This window comes from Stenotrophomonas sp. AGC87 (assembly GCF_057333975.1).
The window spans coordinates 383,785-403,175 of the sequence record NZ_JBHFHW010000042.1 but is presented as its reverse complement, the minus strand read 5'-3'; the positions used below and the strand labels follow the sequence as shown (position 1 = coordinate 403,175).

The following is a 19,391-nucleotide window of genomic DNA, read 5'->3' as shown; positions in this document are numbered from 1 at the left end:
CCCCCCCCCCGCCAGTGCAACGCACTGCGCGTAACTCAGTTCGCGCGGGTGCTGATGCGGGTGATGCGGTCGCCCTTGGGATCCTGGGCATCACGCGACTTGTTGACGGCAAACACGTTGCCCTTGCCATCTTCACGCACATGGTTCGGGAAGGTACCGCCATCCAGGTTGCCGACCACCTTGCCGTTGCCATCGACCACGGTCACCGTGCCGGCGCCGCGGTTGGTGACATAGGCCAGCTTGGACACCGGCTCGAAGGCCACGTTCAGCGCACCCGCGCCGACCGGCACGTCGTGCAGCACCTTGCCGCTGGCGACATCGACGATCAGCAGGTTGTCGGTACCCTGCGAGGCCACGTACAGGCGACCTGCCGAGGCGTCATAGGCCACGCCGGAGGCGCTGATCGAGTTGCCCAGATCGATGACCTTCTCCACCTTGCCGGTGGTGGTGTCGATCACCGCCGCTTCGGGCGTGCCGATGCTGACGGTGAACAGCTTGCCGGCCGCTTCATCCAGCACCAGGCTCATCGGGACGAACTTCTTGTCGTCCACGCCCGAGGCCAGGGTGATCGGCTCGAGCGGCTGCAGGGTGCGGGCATCGAACACCGAGAGATGATCCTCACCGGCGGCCGAGGCGAACACCTTGCCATGACGGCCGTCGACCACGATGTCGCGGGCATGCGGCACGGCACCGACATCGAACTGGCGCACCAGCGACAGGTCCTTCTGGCGATACACGGCCACGGTGTCCTGGCGGGTATTGGTGACCCACACGTTGCCGTTGGCATCATCCACGCCCACGCCATACACCGCGAACACCGCGCCGCCCTTGCCACCCGGCACTTCCGCCGGGGTGATCTTGGCGGTGACCTTCAGCGTCTTCGGGTCCAGCTTGAGCAGCTGCGACTGGGTGACCGGCGGGCGACCGACGGCAGCGGTGACGAACACCGCATTGCTGGCCGCGCTGTACGCGGACTGGTACAGGCCCTGGACCAGCTTGGCCGAGGTCTGGTTGAAGTTCTGCTGGCCGCTCAGCGGCAGGTTCGGCGAGACGCGCAGCGATAGCACCGTCGCCGCGGACGGCTGGCTGGCGCGCACGATCACCGGCTGCTGACCGGGCACGGCATCGGCCGGAATCGCGACGTTGCCCTTGAAGTTGCCCTCGGCATCGACCACGTACGGGGTGGCATTGAGCACTGTCTCACCGCGCAGCAGGGTGACCTGCTGGCCCGGCACGAACTGGCGGCCGATCACCTCGGCATCGCTGCCCGGCACCACGTTCTGGCCGCGGCTGACGACTTCACCACGGAAGCCGTTGGCCGGCGCATCGAACACCGGCTGGGCGAACACGGTCGGGCTGGCCAGCGACAGCGCAAGGGCCAGGGTGGCGACGCGCGGGAGGGTTTTCAGGGTGTACATCAGCAGACTCCTTCTGTTGGGGGCGCGCCGGTTGGCGCGTTGTCACAGTGCTTGCCTTGGCGTGGCCGCGGTCCGTTGCGGCGGTGGCACAGGGCCACGGAACTGCCTGGGTAACGAAAAAATCAGGGGGCCGGCGCGGGCGTGCCGCTGCGATCGGCGATGCCATACAACTGGCTCAGCGTGGCCTTGAGCGATGCCGGCAGCATCGGCCCATGACCAAGGCCGGGGAATTCGCGGTACTGCACGGTCAGGCCCGGCACCTTGGCCAGGCGGGTGGCCAGCTGCTGCGCGGCATCGGGGGTGGCGCCACCAATGCGGCGCAGATGCGCGACCACGCGCGGATTGGTCATGTCACGCACGCCGCGGTTGCCGGTGCGCTCGTCGCCACCGAGCATCACCGTGACCTGTGCCGGCTGGCCTTGGGCGTTGGCGATGAACTGGCGCTCCATGTCGCCCAGCGGGGCGCCCTGGCTCCACCACAGTGACGGGCTGGCCGACACGTAATGCTGGAACGCGGCCGGCCGGGTATACAGCGTGCTGACCACGAACAGGCCGCCCAGCGAATGGCCCCACAGCGACTGCTGCTGCAGATCCACGCTGGCGCGGCGCTGCACTTCCGGCTTGATCCGGCGCTCGATCAGATCCAGGAACGCATACGCACCCCCGCCGCTGGACTGCGACGTGCCGTTTTCGTCATCGGCGGTATCGATCCACGCGGTGTAGTCGAGCGTGCGCGCCGCGGAATCGATGCGCAGATCGTTGTCGTAGCCGATGAACACCAGCACCGGCGCGGCATGCGCAGCCAGATCGGCAAGCATCGCCTGGTCGAGCACCATCGCCGCAGCGTTGCCATCCAGCATGTACAGCACCGGTGCCGGCGTTGCTGGGGCCTTGGCCGGCACGCCGATGTTCACCCGCCAGCGGCGGGCCTTGTCGGGGCTATCGAGCACGAAGTGTTCAAAGCGATAGCTCTGCGCCGGCTGATCCAGCACCGTCTCACCGACCTTCTGCTCGGGATTGCGCTGCTGCGCCGAGGCGGGCGACAACGCCGCCATGCCGATGGCGGTTGCTACGCCCAGCGTGCGCAACCACGGCGATACGGAAGAGATCAGCGACGACGAAACAATCATGACTACCCGGAGCGAGGGACGGTGCTATCGCGCCAGTGTAACTCAAATGAGAATGGGTATCACTGAGGTTGCGCCACCCGGTTCAGCGCGCGCAATCGCCCGACGCCTTGCGCGCCGCACCCACCGTCGCGCCGCCCTTGCCACTGGCGGACATCCAGCCCTTCAACGACATCGTATCCGGCACACCCTCCGCCATGGGCGCCGCAGCGATCACCAGTTCGCGCGATGTGCCTACCGGGTCCAGTTCGGCCAGGCGTGCCGCCTTGTCACCGTCGGTGCTGACGGTGTCATCTGGACCGGACGGCGGCGTCCTGGTGGTGTTCTCCGTCTTGGTCATCTTGATCCGGATCTCGCCGCCGGCCGCATGGCTCACCGCTACCGCGTACAGCTCCTTGCCATAGGCCCAGGACGTCTCGCGCTGCGCTGTCGATGTCTGTCCTTCGGCAGGCAGCGCCAGGGCATCGCCCGTGATCCCCTGCACCATCGCCATCCCGCCCATCACCGCCATGTACATGCCGTACGCACGCATCTGCTTCTCTTCCTGGGTCTTCGCCGCGGGCGCGCCCGGCCAGCTCGCCTCGAGATTCAGATGCGCCTTTCCCTTGCACAGGGTCAGCACGACCGGCTGACCCTCACCGTCGCCGAGGCTGATCAGGCTGTCGCCGTTGCGGAACTGCTGCACACGCCCGATCAGTGCTGCGCCACTCACCGGCACCTGGTTGACCTGCACACTCGAGGCCGCCTCAAGGCGCGCATTCAACGAAACCGTCGCAGCGGTCGCAGGCAACGTCGCACCGATCGCGGCAGCAAGTACAAGAACAGGCGGGAAAACGCGCATGGCATCCAGTCCAACAGGGCGGGACATCATACGCGCCCGATCCTCGGCGGCGCCGCGCATGACACTGCCAAACAGACTGTGGAGCGCTCAGCCCCGCGCAACCATCGCGGCGATCGTCGCCGCCAGTTCGCGCACGGCCTGCTCAGGGCTGATGTCGCCCGTCGTCGCCGCATACGAGAGCCCTTCCGCCGCACCGAGCATGCCCCATAGGCCCGCCAAGGGCAGCGCGCCTGCCGGCGCAAACGGTGAGAGCAGCGCGCGGCACTGCTCGAGAAACACCACGTCGTACTCGCGCTTGATGCGCGCCAGCTCGGGCGAACCGGCCAGCGCGGCGATCACGCCGGAAATCTCACGCCCCTGCTTCATCACGCAGGCCACGTAGGCATCGGCGATCACCTGCGCGTTCTCCGCGAGCGTCGAACCGCTGTCGGCAAACCGCGCGTCCATCACCACACTCTGACGCGCATCGAAGTCCTGGTACAGCGCCGCCAGCAGTCCCGCCCGTGTACCGAAATGGTCATACACCACCGGCTTGGTCACCCCGGCCTGCTCGGCAAGGCGCCCCAGGGTCAGCGCGTCGGTGCCTTCCTCACGGACCAGCTGCCACGCCTGCTCCAGCAATTGGCGCAGACGGTCGTCGCGGGTCATGCGGCGGCGAGGCGCCACCGGAACGGTAGGATCGAGCGGGGTTGACATAGCTATATACCAATCGTAACTTACGGCCCGTAACTTACCGAAAGTATACAACCCCTTCTCCCCCGGACTCCGATGCACACCCTGATCGTCACCTCACACCCCAATCCCGACGCCCTGACCCACGCCGTCGCCCGCCGCATCGCAGACGGCATCGCCGCCGCCCCAGGCGCGACGGTCGAAGTGGCCGACCTCCATGCGGAGGGTTTCGACCCTCGCTACACCCTGCAGGACCTGGACGGCCACCACCGGGCGAGCCCTTTTCCTGCCGATGTGCTGGCCGAACAGGCCCGCCTGGACCGCGCCAATGCGCTCGTACTGGTGTTTCCCGTCTACTGGTGGAGCATGCCGGCGCTCATGAAGGGCTGGATCGACCGGGTCTTTACCGGCGGCTGGGCCTACGACGACAGCAGTGGCCACGGCGTGCTCAAGAAGCTCGGCCGCCTGCCCGTCCATCTGGTCGGACTGGGCGGCGCCGATGAGCGCACCTGGCAGAAGCGTGGCTATACCGAGGCGATGAAGACCCAGATCGACACGGGCATCTTCGATTACTGCGGTGCGCCGGTGCTGTCGTCCACGCTGCTGCTGGAGACAGATACGGGCGATGCACAGACCCATCTGCAGACGGCGCATTCGCTGGGGCAGCGCATTGCCATCACGACCGGCGCGGCAGCCCACTGAGCCGAGCCGATGCAACTGTGAAGCCCATGCACTCCGCGCAACGAAAAAGGCCCCGCAACGCGGGGCCTTTTCATCGCGCAATCATCGTTAGATCGACGCTGGCGCCGCACCGAATCGATTGGGAGCGTTCGTGCCTGGCTTGGCCATGAAGATGATCAGAATGATCGCGCCCACGAGCGGCACAAAGGCCCACAGCAACTGCCAGCCGGACTTGTCGATGTCGTGCATGCGGCGCACGGTCACGGCAATGCCGGGAATGAACGTCGCCAAGCCGAACACACCTGCCACCACGGCGGCCAGGCCGGCGATGAGGCCGCTCTCCATGGATGCCCCAATGAACGAAACGAGGTTCACGGCAATGCTGACCATGATCTGGAACAGCAGAAACATCCAATACTCTTTACGACCGGAGCGGCCTTGGAAATCGGCGTAGCGCTTGAGCGGGAGAAACATCGAACTCATGGGGTGGAAACATCCAGAAAGAAAGGAACGCGCTGCACGGGCGACCTCGCATGAGGTGCCACGCACAGCGCGGCGTGCATCATAGAAACGGCGCTGTGCGACCACCATGCAACTAATTGCAAACTTCCCCCGCTCCGATAGGCCGGACTGATCACGACGCAACGTTGCGTGATCTGCCTGCCATCGAGGGACATCAATGCGCTGAAGCGCCTCAACGCATGATGGGTGAATCGCGACCGTGCCTTGCGCGCAACTGTGACCCACAGCCGAGGCAAGCGCCGCCTCGCGCATTACGCTGCGCAACTGATCGGCACTGCACGCCACATCCGCCAAGGTTCTGAATGAAGTATCTATTCGCTCTGTTGCTGCTGCTCTCCGCAACGCAGGTGCAAGCGCTGACGTTGACCAACGCGCACTGGCGCGTCGATATCGATCCCGCAACGCTGGCGGCCTCCATCACCACCGCCGACGGCACCACGACCCAGGTTTCCTCCGGGGGCGAAGTCGGCACGGCGTCAGCGCTGATGCAGACCCGCGACACCGGCCGTTGGCAGTGGGGTCCTGCGACCGAAGTGCGCGCTGCACTGGTGGGCGATACGCTGCAGATGACGTTCCAGCGGAGCACCATCGGCAGCATCCACTGGCCACGACTGCCAGCTGGGTCGCACGCCTTGCTGCTGCCCCTGCGCGAGGGCTACTACCTTCCCGCCAACGACACCGCCTGGCGCGATGAGCTCCTCCATGCTTACGGCGAGATCAACACCACCGAAGACCTCACCCTGCCCGTGATCGGCCTGGCATGGCCGGACCGCGTGCTGTCGATCCTGTTCGCCACACCGTTCAACAACACCGTGCGCTTCAGCCCAGACGGGCCGGGTGTCGCGGTGGCTGCCGAGCGCCACGTCAATGCCCTCAACCAGACCGACCCGTATACCGTCATCGTCAGCCTGGATGCGCCGGATTGGCTCGCCCCGGCCAAACGCTACCGGGCGTGGCTTCAGGCGCAGGGTGGCTTCGTGCCGCTGAAGGACAAACTCGCGAGACTACCCGACGGTGACAAGCTGATCGGCGCCAGCCACCTGTATCTGTGGGGTGACCGCTTGCTGGTCGAACAGGACGTGCGCGACTGGGCGACGTTGAAGGCACTCCTGCCACGCGCGTGGATCAGGAAGGACGACGAGGCCCTGGAGGCGCTGACCGCCGCACACAGCGGCCCCTATGTGCAACAGGTACTGGTCGCCGCGATCAACGCCGCGCTGGCGGAACAGTTTCCCGGTGACACCGCCGCAGCCATGCAGCAGCGCCGCCATCAGCTGGATGCGACGCTTGGCAGGGCCCTGCAGCCCGAGGCGTTGCGGGGCGACAGCGCCTCGCCGCGGACGATCCACGCCCTGCAGGCCGCCGGCCTGCCACGCCTCTGGCTGGGGCTGCCGGACTGGACCGCCGGTTGGGCAAGCCCTGACGCCGTGGATGCCGCCGTGAAGGCCGGGTACCTGGTGGCGCCTTACGACTCCTATGACACAGCCCTTCCCGATGGCAACGACAACCCATCCTGGCTCTCGGCACAACTGGGGCAGGACGCGTTCGAACGCTGCGGGGTCATGAAGCCCGACGGCCAGCGGATCAAAGGCTTCCAGGGCAACGGGGTGTACACCAATCCGGCCTGCATCCGCCCGCTGATGGAACGGCGCGTGCGCACCCTTCGCGCCGACGCGCCCTACAACAGCTGGTTCCTGGATGTGGCCGCGACCGGCATGTTGTTCGATGACGTGGATCCGGCCAAACCGACCTCACAGGCCCAGGACGCCGGCAACCGGAACGCGGCGCTGGCCTGGCTGGCCGATGCCCAGAAATTGGTGGTCGGCTCTGAAGTGGGCTCGGCCGTGGTCAACCGGCATATCGTCTTTGCCCACGGCGCACAGACCTCCGGCTTCGGCTGGGCCGATCCGCAGATGCGCCGGGAGCGTGCCTCACCCTACTACCTCGGCGCCTGGGCGCCAGAGCACCAGCCCGCCTTCTTCTTCAAACAGAGCCAGCTCAAACCGCAGTACCAGCAGCTTTACTTCAACCCGGCCCGTCGCCTGCCCTTGCTGCAGGCCGCCTTCCACGACAGCGTGGTCAGCACCCATCACTGGACGCTGGACAGCCTCAAGTTCCGCGAGAGCCGCAGCACCACCGAGCTGCTGCAGCAGCTGTACAACGTGCCACCGCTGCTCAACCTCAGCGTCGCCACCGCCGCGTCACGGATCGCCTACCTGCGCCATCTGGACGCCTTCTTCCGGCCGCTGCATCAGGCCCTGTTCGATCAGGCGCTGGTCGACTTCCGCTGGCGCGATACCGCCGGCCAGGTGCAGCAGACTACGTTCGCCGATGGCAGTGTGATCGTGGCCAACTTCTCCGATCAACCGCAGCAGGTCGATACGCACACCCTGCCCCCGCGCAGCGCGACCGCGCGCCTTGCCGACGGCCGCACCTTCAACTTCACTTCGCCGACATCGCCATAGCCCGGCTCATTGTCCAAACCGGTGCGCGCCCCCCACGCCGGTGAGCGCGCTCGCCTCCATTACTCCTTCGTTTCTTCCGCCTTCCACGCCGCGACCTTCGCCCGGGTCTGGGCCAGCAACGCATCCAGCGCCTTGCGGTCATACCCCTGGCCACGCAGCACCACGTACTGGATGCTGCGTGTGGCCTCGATGTCCTCCAGCGGATTGCGCTCCAGCAACACCAGATCGGCGGCCTTGCCTGGCGCGACCGCACCGTAGCGGTCCAGCGTACCGAACCAGGCCGGACCGGCGCGCGTGGCCGCCGAGAGTGCCTGCGCCGGGCTCAGCCCTTCCTTGACGAACAGCGAGAGCTCGTCATGCAGGCCGATGCCCGGATAGTTGAACGAGTTGAGGAAGCCCGCATCGGTGCCAGCCATGATCGTGACCCCGGCCTGCTGCAGCATCGGCAGCACCGCAGCGACCTGGTGGTACTCCTGATGCCGCGCCTGGATCTGTGCCGGCGTCGCCTTGGCGGCGCGCTCGACCCGCCAGGCGTAGGTGGCCTGCAGTTTCGGCCCGATATAGGCCAGGTAAGGATCGGCGTGATGGTCGTCCTGATCCAGGAAGTCCAGGATGCGCCCGCCATTGAGGGTGGGCGTCACGAACACCCCCTTCGCCGCAAAGCCGCGGTAGGCGGCCATGGCGGTATCACGATCAAATCCAGCATCCAGCCGCGCGTTGGCCTGCGCGCGATCGATGCGCTTGGCCGCGAAGTCCGACGCAATGGCTGCCTCGTCCTTGACGCCAGCCTTGTAGGCATAGTCCAGATGCTCGATGGAGCTGATGCCGGCATCGACGGCCTGCTGGACGGTCAGTGCCATCGGGATATGCCCGGATGCCCGCAGCCCGTTGGCGCGCGCGCCACGCACCGCGGCCAGGAACAACTCAGGCGTCAGCGTGCTGTCGGTGATCTTGACGAAGTCGACGCGGTCGCGCTTGAGGCGCACGAACGCCGCATCCAGATCCGCCTGCGAGCCCACTTCAATGGTGCCCTTCCAGACCGGCTTGATGCCTTCGATCTTGGCGCCCGAGGTAAACAGCTGCGGGCCGGCCAACTGGCCGCTGGCGATCTCACCGCGCCACTGCAGCACCTGCTCGGGCAGATCGCCGGACGCATCACGGATGGTGGTGATGCCATGGGCGATGTACAGCGGCAGCAGCGCCTTGTTCTCTTCGATGAGGTCCGGACCGCCGCCGAAGTGCACATGCATATCCCACAACCCGGGGATCAGGTAGCGACCCTTGCCGTCCACCTGCTGTTTCGCCTGCCAGGCCTTGCGCATGGCCCGGTCGCTGCCCATCGCAACGATGTCCTGGCCCCGCACCACCACGGTCTGGTCCGCCACGGTGGTAGCGTGCTCGACATCGATCACGGTGGCATGCCGGATCATCAGATCGGCATGCTCGGCCGCGAACGCGGAAGGGGCCAGTGCGAGCAGCACGGGAATGGCAAGACGAAGGGACATGGGCAGCGCACCGGAAAAAGAAGAACCGGGCCACCTTACGGTCGGGCCCGGTCCATTCACCAGTTAAATTTTGGAATGCGCGTCATGCACATTTCCGATGCACAGTGCCCTGATCAGACCTCGCCCTGCATCGCCGGCCGCGCCTGCACCTGCTGCAGCCAAACGGCCACCGCCGGGTGCGCCTCTACGGCGGCGCCCAGATAAGTGCCATAGCCGACGACCTGGCCAACCACCAGATCCACCAGCGAGTAGGCCTCACCGAGCATCCAAGGCTGCTGCGACAGGCGCGCCTCGAGCAGATCCAGCAGCGCGGTGGCGGTGCGGATGCCGGCGGCGGCATGGTCGGCATTACGCAGCGCATCGTCGGAGGTGGCCAGCCACACGCGCCCGATCACCGCGCCATAGGTGACGTACGCCCACGTGCACCAGGACATTGCCTCCAGGCGCGCAGGGGTACCGTCCTGCGGCCACAGGCCCTTGGCCACGCCGAACTGCTCGCCCAGCCACAGGTGGATCGCCAGGCCTTCGAACAGCGGCGTGCCATCCACCACCAGGCACGGCACCTTGCCGTTGGGGTTGATGGCCAGGTATTCGGGCGTGCGCTGCTCGCCGGCGCGAATGTCGATCTTGACCCGCTCGTGGGGGACCGCCAGCTCCGCCAGGGCGCAGGCAATCGGGGTGGCGCTGGACATCGGGTGCCAATAGAAGACGAGGGACATCTGAAACTCCTTGAAGGGTGGCCAATGGTGCGACCGGACTGGCCCTGCACCGTGACCCCAAGGCTAGCCACCCTTGCGGACAGAACCCGCCCGCAATGGCTGCTACGCTTTGCCCATGTTGACCGCCTCCGCCCGACTGCTGAGCCTGCTGTCCCTGCTGCAATCGCGCCCGCACTGGAGCGGCAGCGCGCTGGCCGAGCGCATGGACATCCACCCGCGCACCCTGCGCCGCGATATCGACCGGCTGCGCCAGCTGGGCTATCCCATCCACGCCAGCACCGGTGTCGCCGGCGGCTACGCCTTCCGCCCGGGCCGGGCCCTGCCACCGCTGCTGCTGGATGATGAGGAAGCCCTCGCAGCAGCGATCGCGTTGCGGACGGCCGTGACCGGCACGATCAGCGGCATCGAGCAGACCGCGATCACTGCGCTGGTCAAACTTGAGCAGGCCATGCCCCCGCGCCTGCGCCCCCGGTTGGACGCGCTGCGCTCGGCGATCCTGCCGACGGACCAGATCGGCCCACTGGTCGATGCCGGCCGGCTGACCACCCTGGCTGCCGCCTGCCGCGACCAGTTGCAGCTCGCCTTCGAGTACATCGACCGCGATGGCCAGCCAAGCTCACGCCAGGTGGAGCCTCAAGGCGTGGTGCACACGGACCGGCGTTGGTATCTGGTCGCCTGGGACCCTGCACGCGACGACTGGCGCACCTTCCGCATCGATCGCATCACCAGCACGCCTGTGGTGGGCGCGCATTTCGCGCCGCGCGCCGGGCCCGGCGAAGGCGATCTGCGCCGGTGGGTCGCACAGTCCCTTTCGCTCGGGCAGTACCCCGATGAGGCGCGGATCATCCTGCACGCGCCACTGGCTGCCCTGCGCCAGCAGCTTCCCGCGTCGGCTGGCGTGCTGGAGGTCGTGGATGCGGGGCGTTGCCTGCTGCGCTGCGGCGCCAACCCGCTTGGCTCGGTGATCTATTGGCTGCTGGCCATGGACCTGGAGTTCGAGGTACTGGGCCCGCCGGCGCTGATCGAGCGGCTTCGCCAGACCGGCGAACGGGTGGCCCGGAGCCTGACACAGCATGCTGCCGAGGCCGCGCCCACGCCCGGGAGCGCTTAGCCGCCCGGCGTCGCGATGGCGGACGTCGCCATTGCGCTTCACAATGGCAGCATGACTGCCAGTGAAAAACCGAATCGCACCCTGTTCGACCTCGACCTGCTGCGCGCGATGGTGATGGTGGCGGACTGCGCCAGCTTCACCACCGCTGCGGCGCGCCTGCACTCCACCCAATCCACCATCAGCCAGAAGATCCGCCGGCTGGAAGAGATGGCCGGTCATCCGCTGCTGGTCCGCGGCAACCGCGATGTGCACCCGACCGACGCGGGGCGGCTGGTGCTCGGCCACGCCCGCCAGCTGCTCGCACTGAACGACCAGCTGCTGGAAGCGCTGGCCGGCACCACCGTTGCGGTGACGGTACGGCTGGGCGTTCCGGAAGACTTCGTCAGCGAGGCCACCAGCCAACTGCTGGGCGCCTTCAACCGTGACCACCCGCAAGTGAAGCTGGAAGTCACCAGCGGACTGAGCCGCGACCTGGCCAATGCCTACGATCATGGCGAGCTGGAGCTGGTACTGGTCAAGCAGCGGCGCAGCAGCCGTGCCGCAGTGAGGTGCTGGCCGGAAACCATGGTCTGGATCGACAGTGCGCGCCACCCGAGCATCGCCCTGGATCCGGTGCCACTGGTGACCTTCCCACCGCGCGGCCTCTACCGCGATGACATCATCGATGCCGTCGAGGGCATGGGCCGCCGCTGGCGGATCAGCTTCACCAGTTCAAGCCTCAGTGGCATCCAGGGCGCGGTAGCCGATGGCATGGGCATCAGCCTGCTGCCGGCGCGCGCCTTGAGTCGCGAGCACACCGTGCTGGGCATCGAACAGGGACTGCAGCCGATCGACAGCTTCGAGATCGCCCTGCTTCACCGCGCCACGGCCGACCCGCTGGTGAAAACGCTGGCGTCGCGGCTGTCCGGCCTGATCGACCAGGAACGTGCGGGCGCCCTTACTTGAGCTGCAGCGGGTAGCGCTGCCACAGCACGTGCACCAGGAAGCCGGTCAGTTCCGGGTCCTTGCTGGTGATCGAGGCGCGGATCTTGTCCAGCAGCACCATGTCGCTGCAGTTGCGCACATCGGCGTGGCCGGCCTGGCCGGCGCGGCGCGCACGGTAGCGGGCAGCACGCTGTGCATCGGTCATCGCGTAGCCGAACGTGGGCGGACGGCCGCGCTTGCGCGGCAGCGTCAGTTCCAGTGTTCCGGGGTCTTGTTCATCGCGCATGACGGACGAGGATGCAAACGGGGGCGCGCACGATATCGTGAGACATCACTTTAATCCAGCGTTTTCAGTGGATTTCTGCGTTTTCGATGCACGCGTCAGCGCCACGCCTCTGCCACGCGCGCACCCGCCCACACCAGCAGCATGCCACCCACCAGGCTGACGCCAAGGTACAGCGGCACCATCAGGCTCCGATCCGTGCGAGTGAACACCAGCGACTCGAGCATCATCGAGGAGAACGTGGTCAACCCGCCCACGACCCCCACGATCAGGAACGCGCGCCAGTACACCGCGGCCGAGCCACGGCTCTGCAGCCAGATCATCACGTAGCCCGCCACGAAGGCGCCGACCAGGTTCACCGTCAGCGTGCCCCACGGGAAGCCAGTGCCCAACTGGCGCAGCATCGCATCGCCGATCATGAAACGCAGCGCCGCGCCCAGTGCGCCACCGGCCATCACCAGCCCAAGCTGCTGCCACCAGAGGCCCAGGCCTTCCATCAGTCAGCGCCTTTCTCTGCCCGCGCCTGTGCCCGCGCCGCACGCAGGCGGTCCAGCTTCTCTTTCAGCTTGATCTCCAGCCCGCGCGGCACCGGTTCGTAATACACGCGCTCACCCATCGCATCGGGGAAGCCGGTCTGATCCAGTGCAATCCCCCCGTCCGCGTCGTGATCGTACTGATAGGTCTTGCCGTAGCCCAGCTCCTTCATCAGCTTGGTCGGGGCGTTGCGCAGATGCAGTGGCACCTCCTGGGTACCGGTCTCTCGCACTTCCTGCTTGGCCTTGTTGAAGGCGGCATAGCCGGCGTTCGATTTGGCGGTACTGGCCAGATACAGCACTAGCTGCGCGAAGGCGAGCTCGCCCTCCGGGCTGCCCAGACGCTCATAGATATCCCACGCCTCCAGCGCCATCGACTGCGCGCGCGGATCGGCCAGGCCGATGTCCTCGATCGCCATCCGGGTCAGGCGACGCGCCAGATACGACGGATCACAGCCGCCATCGAGCATGCGCGTCAGCCAGTACAGCGCGGCATCCGGGTTGGAGCTGCGCACGGATTTGTGCAGCGCCGAGATCTGGTCGTAGAACTGCTCGCCGCCCTTGTCGAAGCGACGGGTGCGGTCAGCCAGCACCTGCACCAGCATTTCCGGGCTGATCCGCCCGCCGTCGCCACTGGCCAGCTCGGCCGCGATCTCCAGCAGGGTCAGGCCGCGTCGCACATCGCCATCGGCGGCGGTCGCGATCTCCAGCAACGCCTCCGGCGCCACCTGCAGCTGCTCGGCGCCCAGGCCACGCTCGGGGTCCTGCAGCGCACGCTCCAGCGCCTCCACGATGTCCGCCGGAGAAACCGACTCCAGCACGTGCACGCGGCACCGCGACAGCAGCGCCGAGTTCAGTTCGAACGAAGGGTTTTCGGTGGTGGCACCCACGAACACGATGGTGCCGCGTTCGATATGCGGCAGGAACGCATCCTGCTGGGCTTTGTTGAAGCGGTGCACCTCGTCCACGAACAGCACCGTGCGGCGCCCTTCGGCGAAGCGCTGCGCGGCCTCGGCAAGCACCTGGCGCACCTCCGGCAGGCCGGACAGCACGGCGGAGATCGCACGGAACTCGGCATCGGCGTAATGTGCCAGCAGCAGCGACAGCGTCGTCTTGCCGCAGCCCGGCGGGCCCCACAGGATCATCGAGTGCACATGGCCGGATTCGACCGCCCGGCGCAGCGCGCTGCCCGGTGCGAGCAGGCGCTTCTGGCCCACCATCTCATCCAGCGTCTGCGGGCGCATCCGCTCGGCAAGCGGGCGCATGTTGTCCCGATCCACGGTCAGCAGATCGGGCCCATTGAAAGTCGTTCGGTTTCTGGCCACGTCTCTATTCTATCGCGGCCGAACGCCCGCGGCCGTTACTCGCCGATGACGTCCACACCCTTGGCCGGGGTGAAGCTGAAGGTGCCCGAGGCGAAGCTCGGGTTGCGCTTCCAGCCGGTGAAGCTGATCACCGTGCGCTGGCCCACCGCGTCCACCACTTCCATGCGGGCCAGGCCCTGGCCATTGAAGCCCAGTGCGGCGTACTGGAAGGCGGTGTCGGTCTCACGCTTCGGGCTCAGCGACAGCCACTGCAGGCCATCGCGCACGGCGGCCTCTTCGCTGACGTCGTACTGCTTGTCCAGCAGCGCCGGATTGATCAGCGCGGTCAGCGGGCTGTTCTGCTCTTCCTGGCCCTGCGGGCGCACGCTGGCCTGCTCAAGGTCCGGCTCGTAGACCCAGACCTTCTTGCCGTCGGCCACGATCAACTGTTCGTGCGGCTTGATGTACTCCCAGCGGAACAGGCGCGGTGCAGACAACGCAACGCGGCCGCTGGTGGTTTCCTTGACCTTGCCCTTGCTGTCGAACACCTGCTGGCTGAACTGCCCGTCCAGGCCCTTCAGACCCTGGGTGAAGCGGTTGAGCTCATCACGGGCGCCCGCCCAGGCCGACGCCGAACCGACACTGGCGACAACCAGGGTGGCAGCAAGCAGGGAGCGGCGGAAAGTGGTGTGCATGCGGGTATCCAGGCGAATGGGAAGGATGGAAGGCAGTGTGCCCATTCAATCCTGAATGGGCGATCAGGGACACATTATGCGCTGGAAACCGGGCACGTCGAGCGCCCTCATGGCCCGGCCTGCACCGTCTTCAGATCCCCATACACCACCTGCCCGCGGAACCCGCGCCGCACCTGCTGGTACAGCTCGCGGAAGGCGGCGTAATCCTGCGGTTGGCACAGCGCATCTGTCCCGCGCACGGCCCGCTGGTGCAGCCGATGGTGCGCGGTGATCACCTGCCCCTCGCGCGTCCAGTCCACCTGATACTCACCCGCCGCATTGGCGAAGTGCTGGCTGCGCGGGATCGCTACGATCGGCACGTTCGCCGGGAAAGTCAGCTGATAGCGCTCATCGCGCAGACTGTCGTTGCAGTAGAACGGCGTGGCGTTTTCCGGCGCCGACGTGCTGGCGTACAAATCACGGAACGATTGGCTGCCCGGTGCGTCAGGCAGCACCATTCCGCCGACCACGCCGAAATCGACGTAGTCGCTGGCCTGGAAGTCATAGCGGAAGTTGAAGGGCCGGGTCAGGTCCTGCGGGTCACCCAGCAGTGTCAGTGCGCCACTGCCGTCGAAGCCGGATGCGGCCATCATCGATTCTTCGGCACGCGCCCGGTTCTGCGCGTTGAGCCGTGCGAAAGCACCGCGCATGCCAATTTCGGTCACGCCGCTCGGGTGAAGCACGGTCTGGCCAGACAGATTGCCCGCAGGATCGAACCGGAACGCCGCCTCGATCCCGGTGCCGTTGCGCGAGGCATCGTTGGCCGGGGTGCGCGCCACCACCGCCTGGCGGGTATGCAGCACCGGCACACCCAGATCGCCCTCGGGCAGCTGGCCAACACGCGCATAGGGCGCGGTCGAGTCCAGGTACAGGTCGAACTCGGGGATGTAGGTGATGGCGTGGTCGAAACGGCCCAGCAGTGGAATCGCCGGCAGTGTCGGCCCACCGCCGGCACCGATCAGCACCGGCGTGCTCTGGATGCCACGCGCAGCCAACAACGCCTCCAGGATCACGACATGGTCTTTGCAGTCGCCGTAGTGGTTGTCGAGGATGCTCTGCGCCGGGTTGGGTTCCAGCCCGCCATTGCCCAGGTACACCGCCACGTAACGGATATTCTGCGCCACCCAGCGGTACAGCACGGCGGCCTGCTCGCGGCGATCGGTGATGCCACGGGTGAGCTCGTCGGCCAGCGCCTGGATCTGCGGCGTGACAGCGGCGGCCTCGCCACCCTTGAGCTGGTAGGCCTGCGCCACCTGCGACCAGTCACGATACGTACTGGCCATGATGGTGGGACTGTACTCCCACGCGGCGGCGGACCAGTTCTGTGCCTTCAGTGGATCCGTGCGCCGGTACGACCATTCCCAGCGTGCCATGCCATTGCGTACGCGCGGCGCCTGGCTGCCCTGCACGCCTCGCTGCTCCACCTGCATGGGCAGATCGGCAGGCGCACTCAGGGTCACGCGGGCATCGTCGTACTGGGTGAACACGCTGAAGGTTTCCCACAGGCCGAAGTAGCCCGGGAAATACGGCGTGTTCTGGGTGCGCCGGGTCTGGTAGACCACGCGTGTACCGGGCGCCAGATTCGGGAAGACCACCACGCGCACCTTGCGGTCGGCGTACATCGCCGCGGCCGCGCTGGAATAGCTTTCCTGCGTGTAGATGCGGTCGGCCGGCACGTCGCGGCGCTGACCATCGGCGGTGAGGGTGTAGGCCTGCAGCACCTCCAGCGTTTCCATCTTCTCGCTGTAGCTCAGCCGCACCTGGCTGAACTGCTCGACCGCCGATTTGGTCTTGAGCAGGATCTCGTACTCTTCGGTCTGCGTGTTGCCCGCATCCGGGCGCACCACGTAGTCGGCGCGATAGCGCACGAAGCTGAAGTTGTTGTTGGCCTGCGCTTCAGCGCCCGCGGCCGGGCCGCCCTGCCCGCCCGGGGCGGGCGGTGCCACGGGTGTCACGGGTGCCGGCACGGGCTGGGCATCGGCCCACGCCACTACCGGCGCGCGCGTCATGGCGCCCAGCATCGTCCAGATCATCGGCTTCATTGCAGGTTCCTTGTGCTCGGCAACACCCGGGCCGCGCCCGGGTTCTACGCAGCCAGGCCGGGCCCGGCGTTACTTGGGCGGGGGCGGCGCCAGCACGCTGCGGTCGCCGTTGTGCTCGGGCGGGCTGACCACGCCAGCCGCCTCCATCGCTTCGATCAGGCGCGCGGCACGGTTGTAGCCGATCTTCAGGCGACGCTGCACGCCGGAGATGGAGGCACGACGGGTTTCGGTGACGATGCGCAGGGCCTCGTCGTACAGCGGATCAGACTCATCACCGCCACCGCCGCCCGCTTCGGGCAGGCCACCGGGGCCGACCACGACGCCATCGCCCATCATCTGCACCTCGTCCAGCACGCCGGTGATGTAGTCGGTCGGGCCGCTGGCCTTGAGATGTTCGACCACGCGGTGCACCTCCTCATCGGAGACGAATGCACCGTGCACGCGGTCCGGCAACGCGGTGCCCGGCGGCAGGTACAGCATGTCGCCGTGGCCCAGCAGCGTTTCCGCGCCGGACTGATCCAGGATGGTGCGCGAATCGATCTTCGAGCTGACCTGGAAGCCGATACGGGTCGGGATGTTGGCCTTGATCAAGCCGGTGATCACGTCCACCGAGGGGCGCTGGGTGGCCAGGATCAGATGGATGCCGGCCGCACGCGCCTTCTGCGCCAGGCGCGCGATCAGCTCTTCCACCTTCTTGCCGACGATCATCATCATGTCGGCGAATTCGTCGATGAAGATGACGATGAACGGCAGCGTCTCCAGCGGGCGCGGGGCCTCGCCGAGTTCCGGGTTGGGCTTGAACAGCGGGTCCATCATCGGCTGCCCGGCGTCCTGGGCATCCTTGACCTTCTTGTTGAAGCCGGCCAGGTTGCGCACGCCCACTGCGCTCATCAGCTTGTAGCGCCGCTCCATTTCGGCCACGCACCAGCGCAGGCCGTTGGCGGCCTCCTTCATGTCGGTGACCACCGGCGCCAGCAGATGCGGGATGCCCTGGTAGACGCTCAGCTCGAGCATCTTCGGGTCGATCATCAGCATGCGCAGGTCTTTCGGCGAGGCTTTGTACAGCAGGCTCAGCACCATCGCGTTGACCGCCACGGACTTGCCCGAGCCGGTGGTGCCGGCCACCAGCAGATGCGGCATGCGCGCCAGGTCGGCCACGGTCGGGCGGCCGGCGATGTCCTTGCCGAGCGCCAGGGTCAGCACGCTGGCCGACTTGTCGTATTCCTTGGAGCGCAGCAGCTCGGAGAGATAGATCATCTCGCGGGTGACGTTGGGGATCTCCAGACCCACCACCGACTTGCCCGGGATCACATCGACCACGCGCACCGACTTGACCGACAGACCGCGCGCGATGTCCTTGTCCAGCGAACTGATCTGGCTGACCTTGATGCCGGGGGCCGGCTCGATTTCGAAGCGGGTGATGACCGGGCCGGGATAGGCACCCACCACCTGCGCATCGATGCGGAAGTCCTTGAGCTTGAACTCGATCTGGCGCGAGAGCGTCTCCAGCGTGCCTTCGTCGTAACCCTTGGGCTGCGGCTTGGGATCATCCAGCAGCGCCAGCGGCGGCACATCCGAACCATCGCCATTGACCCCGCGGAACATGGGAATCTGGGTCTCGCGCTTGGCGCGGTCGCTCTTCTCCAGCACCGGCTCCGGGCGCGGCTCGATCTTGACCGGCTCGCGCTTGGCGCGGACTTCGGCGTCGACCTTGCGCACTTCCTGGCGCTCCTCGCGCATCGCGCGGGTCTGCTGCCACTCGGTGGCCTGCTCTTTCTTCTTGTTGAACAGCGGCGGCAGTGCCAGCACCCAGTTGCCGATCTTCTCCATCACCACGAACCAGGAAATGCCCGTGGCCAGGGTGATCGAAGCCAGCAGCAGGACCAGTACGAACAGGTTGGCGCCCAATGCGCCGAAACCGACGCTGAGCGAGCTGCCCACCAGCTTGCCGAGGATGCCGCCGGCATGGGCCACATCGGCCACGAACAGGCGCAGGTGCAGGAAGCCGGTGCCGGCGATCAGGAACCCGACCAGGCCGACCAGGCGCAGCGCCGGATCCAGATCATGCTCGCCCTTGGCCTCGCGCTTGAGCCCGAACATCGCGATCCAGGCCAGTGCGCCCAGCACGATCGGCAGCACGAAGGCCATGTAGCCGAACAGCTGCAGCAGGACGTCGGCGATCCAGGCACCGGCGCGACCGCCCATGTTGTGGACCGGGGCGACCACGCTGCCGGTATGCGACCAACCGGGGTCGGTGGCCGAGTAGGTGAACAGACTGGCGACCAGATACAGCAATGCCGGGGCGACCGCGATCAACCCCAAGTCGCGCCACAGGCGCTGCCGGCGCGGATTGTCCTCGCCGGCCGGTTTGCGCGGCGCTGCCTTGCTGTCGGACGCCTTGGCTCGTTCCGGGACCTGTTTCGCCACCTTAGACCACACCTTGGGAATGCACTGTTAGTGCTTGATAATAAACGACTGGATCCCACCCCGGTAGGTGCCGGCCCCGGGCC

At 66.8% G+C, this 19,391-nt stretch carries 17 protein-coding genes; 4 read left to right on the top strand and 13 right to left on the bottom strand.

The genetic code is table 11. The features are described 5' to 3' along the window. Positions 1 to 35: 35 nt before the first annotated feature. The 4 genes from ACE026_RS19100 to ACE026_RS19085 all read right to left on the bottom strand — a co-directional run bounded on the left by ACE026_RS19100 (position 36) and on the right by ACE026_RS19085 (position 4,082). Positions 36 to 1,418, bottom strand: coding sequence for a YncE family protein (locus ACE026_RS19100; RefSeq protein ID WP_486040408.1), 1,383 nt, complete (start codon positions 1,416 to 1,418; stop codon positions 36 to 38). A 122-nt stretch (positions 1,419 to 1,540) separates the two neighbouring features. Continuing rightward, positions 1,541 to 2,548, bottom strand: coding sequence for an alpha/beta hydrolase (locus ACE026_RS19095; RefSeq protein ID WP_486040407.1), 1,008 nt, complete (start codon positions 2,546 to 2,548; stop codon positions 1,541 to 1,543). Positions 2,549 to 2,630: 82 nt separating this feature from the next. Further along, on the bottom strand, positions 2,631 to 3,446 hold the full coding sequence (locus tag ACE026_RS19090; protein WP_486040406.1) for a hypothetical protein: 816 nt from the start codon (positions 3,444 to 3,446) through the stop codon (positions 2,631 to 2,633). A 27-nt stretch (positions 3,447 to 3,473) separates the two neighbouring features. After that, positions 3,474 to 4,082 carry a TetR/AcrR family transcriptional regulator gene (locus tag ACE026_RS19085; RefSeq protein WP_486040405.1) on the bottom strand — a complete coding sequence of 203 codons (609 nt, stop codon included), beginning with the start codon at positions 4,080 to 4,082 and terminating at the stop codon, positions 3,474 to 3,476. Positions 4,083 to 4,154: 72 nt separating this feature from the next. Between ACE026_RS19085 and ACE026_RS19080 the strand changes: the two genes are divergently transcribed. Beyond that, a complete protein-coding gene (locus tag ACE026_RS19080; protein ID WP_486040404.1) occupies positions 4,155 to 4,760 on the top strand; it encodes an NAD(P)H-dependent oxidoreductase in 606 nt (201 codons plus the stop codon). An 87-nt stretch (positions 4,761 to 4,847) separates the two neighbouring features. Here the strand turns inward: ACE026_RS19080 and ACE026_RS19075 are convergent, their stop codons facing one another. Beyond that, positions 4,848 to 5,222: a DUF805 domain-containing protein gene (locus ACE026_RS19075; protein ID WP_486040402.1), complete on the bottom strand. Its 375-nt coding sequence runs from the start codon at positions 5,220 to 5,222 to the stop codon at positions 4,848 to 4,850. Between the two features lie 341 nt (positions 5,223 to 5,563). Here ACE026_RS19075 and ACE026_RS19070 point away from each other — a divergent pair, with 341 nt between their 5' ends. Continuing rightward, complete coding sequence (locus tag ACE026_RS19070; RefSeq protein WP_486040400.1) at positions 5,564 to 7,726, top strand: glycoside hydrolase; 2,163 nt, start codon at positions 5,564 to 5,566, stop codon at positions 7,724 to 7,726. A gap of 59 nt (positions 7,727 to 7,785) precedes the next feature. Here ACE026_RS19070 and ACE026_RS19065 read toward each other — a convergent pair whose 3' ends face one another. Further along, positions 7,786 to 9,231, bottom strand: coding sequence for an amidohydrolase family protein (locus tag ACE026_RS19065; RefSeq protein WP_486040399.1), 1,446 nt, complete (start codon positions 9,229 to 9,231; stop codon positions 7,786 to 7,788). A gap of 113 nt (positions 9,232 to 9,344) precedes the next feature. Next, on the bottom strand, positions 9,345 to 9,950 hold the full coding sequence (locus ACE026_RS19060; protein ID WP_486040398.1) for a glutathione S-transferase family protein: 606 nt from the start codon (positions 9,948 to 9,950) through the stop codon (positions 9,345 to 9,347). 115 nt (positions 9,951 to 10,065) lie between these two features. Here ACE026_RS19060 and ACE026_RS19055 point away from each other — a divergent pair, with 115 nt between their 5' ends. Both ACE026_RS19055 and ACE026_RS19050 read left to right on the top strand, forming a co-directional pair. Then, complete coding sequence (locus ACE026_RS19055; RefSeq protein ID WP_486040396.1) at positions 10,066 to 11,061, top strand: helix-turn-helix transcriptional regulator; 996 nt, start codon at positions 10,066 to 10,068, stop codon at positions 11,059 to 11,061. 51 nt (positions 11,062 to 11,112) lie between these two features. Further along, a complete protein-coding gene (locus ACE026_RS19050) occupies positions 11,113 to 12,006 on the top strand; it encodes a LysR family transcriptional regulator (protein WP_486040394.1) in 894 nt (297 codons plus the stop codon). On the opposite strand, the gene ACE026_RS19045 is transcribed toward ACE026_RS19050, so the two are convergent. The 6 genes from ACE026_RS19045 to ACE026_RS19020 all read right to left on the bottom strand — a co-directional run bounded on the left by ACE026_RS19045 (position 11,999) and on the right by ACE026_RS19020 (position 19,308). After that, positions 11,999 to 12,271: a hypothetical protein gene (locus tag ACE026_RS19045; protein ID WP_019184750.1), complete on the bottom strand. Its 273-nt coding sequence runs from the start codon at positions 12,269 to 12,271 to the stop codon at positions 11,999 to 12,001. The two genes, ACE026_RS19050 and ACE026_RS19045, sit on opposite strands and share 8 nt — an antisense overlap. 95 nt (positions 12,272 to 12,366) lie before the next feature. Next, entirely contained in the window at positions 12,367 to 12,765 is a 399-nt protein-coding gene (crcB, locus tag ACE026_RS19040; protein WP_486040392.1) for a fluoride efflux transporter CrcB, read from the bottom strand. Beyond that, entirely contained in the window at positions 12,765 to 14,066 is a 1,302-nt protein-coding gene (locus ACE026_RS19035) for a replication-associated recombination protein A (protein ID WP_486040390.1), read from the bottom strand. Before ACE026_RS19035 ends, crcB begins: the two co-directional genes overlap by 1 nt. 95 nt (positions 14,067 to 14,161) lie before the next feature. Beyond that, the gene (lolA, locus tag ACE026_RS19030; RefSeq protein ID WP_259260883.1) at positions 14,162 to 14,800 is read right to left on the bottom strand and encodes an outer membrane lipoprotein periplasmic chaperone LolA; all 639 of its coding nucleotides are present in this window, start codon (positions 14,798 to 14,800) and stop codon (positions 14,162 to 14,164) included. Between the two features lie 107 nt (positions 14,801 to 14,907). After that, entirely contained in the window at positions 14,908 to 16,881 is a 1,974-nt protein-coding gene (locus tag ACE026_RS19025) for a DUF3857 domain-containing protein (RefSeq protein ID WP_486040388.1), read from the bottom strand. Positions 16,882 to 16,950: 69 nt separating this feature from the next. Then, a complete protein-coding gene (locus ACE026_RS19020; protein ID WP_121036781.1) occupies positions 16,951 to 19,308 on the bottom strand; it encodes a DNA translocase FtsK in 2,358 nt (785 codons plus the stop codon). Positions 19,309 to 19,391: the final 83 nt, after the last annotated feature.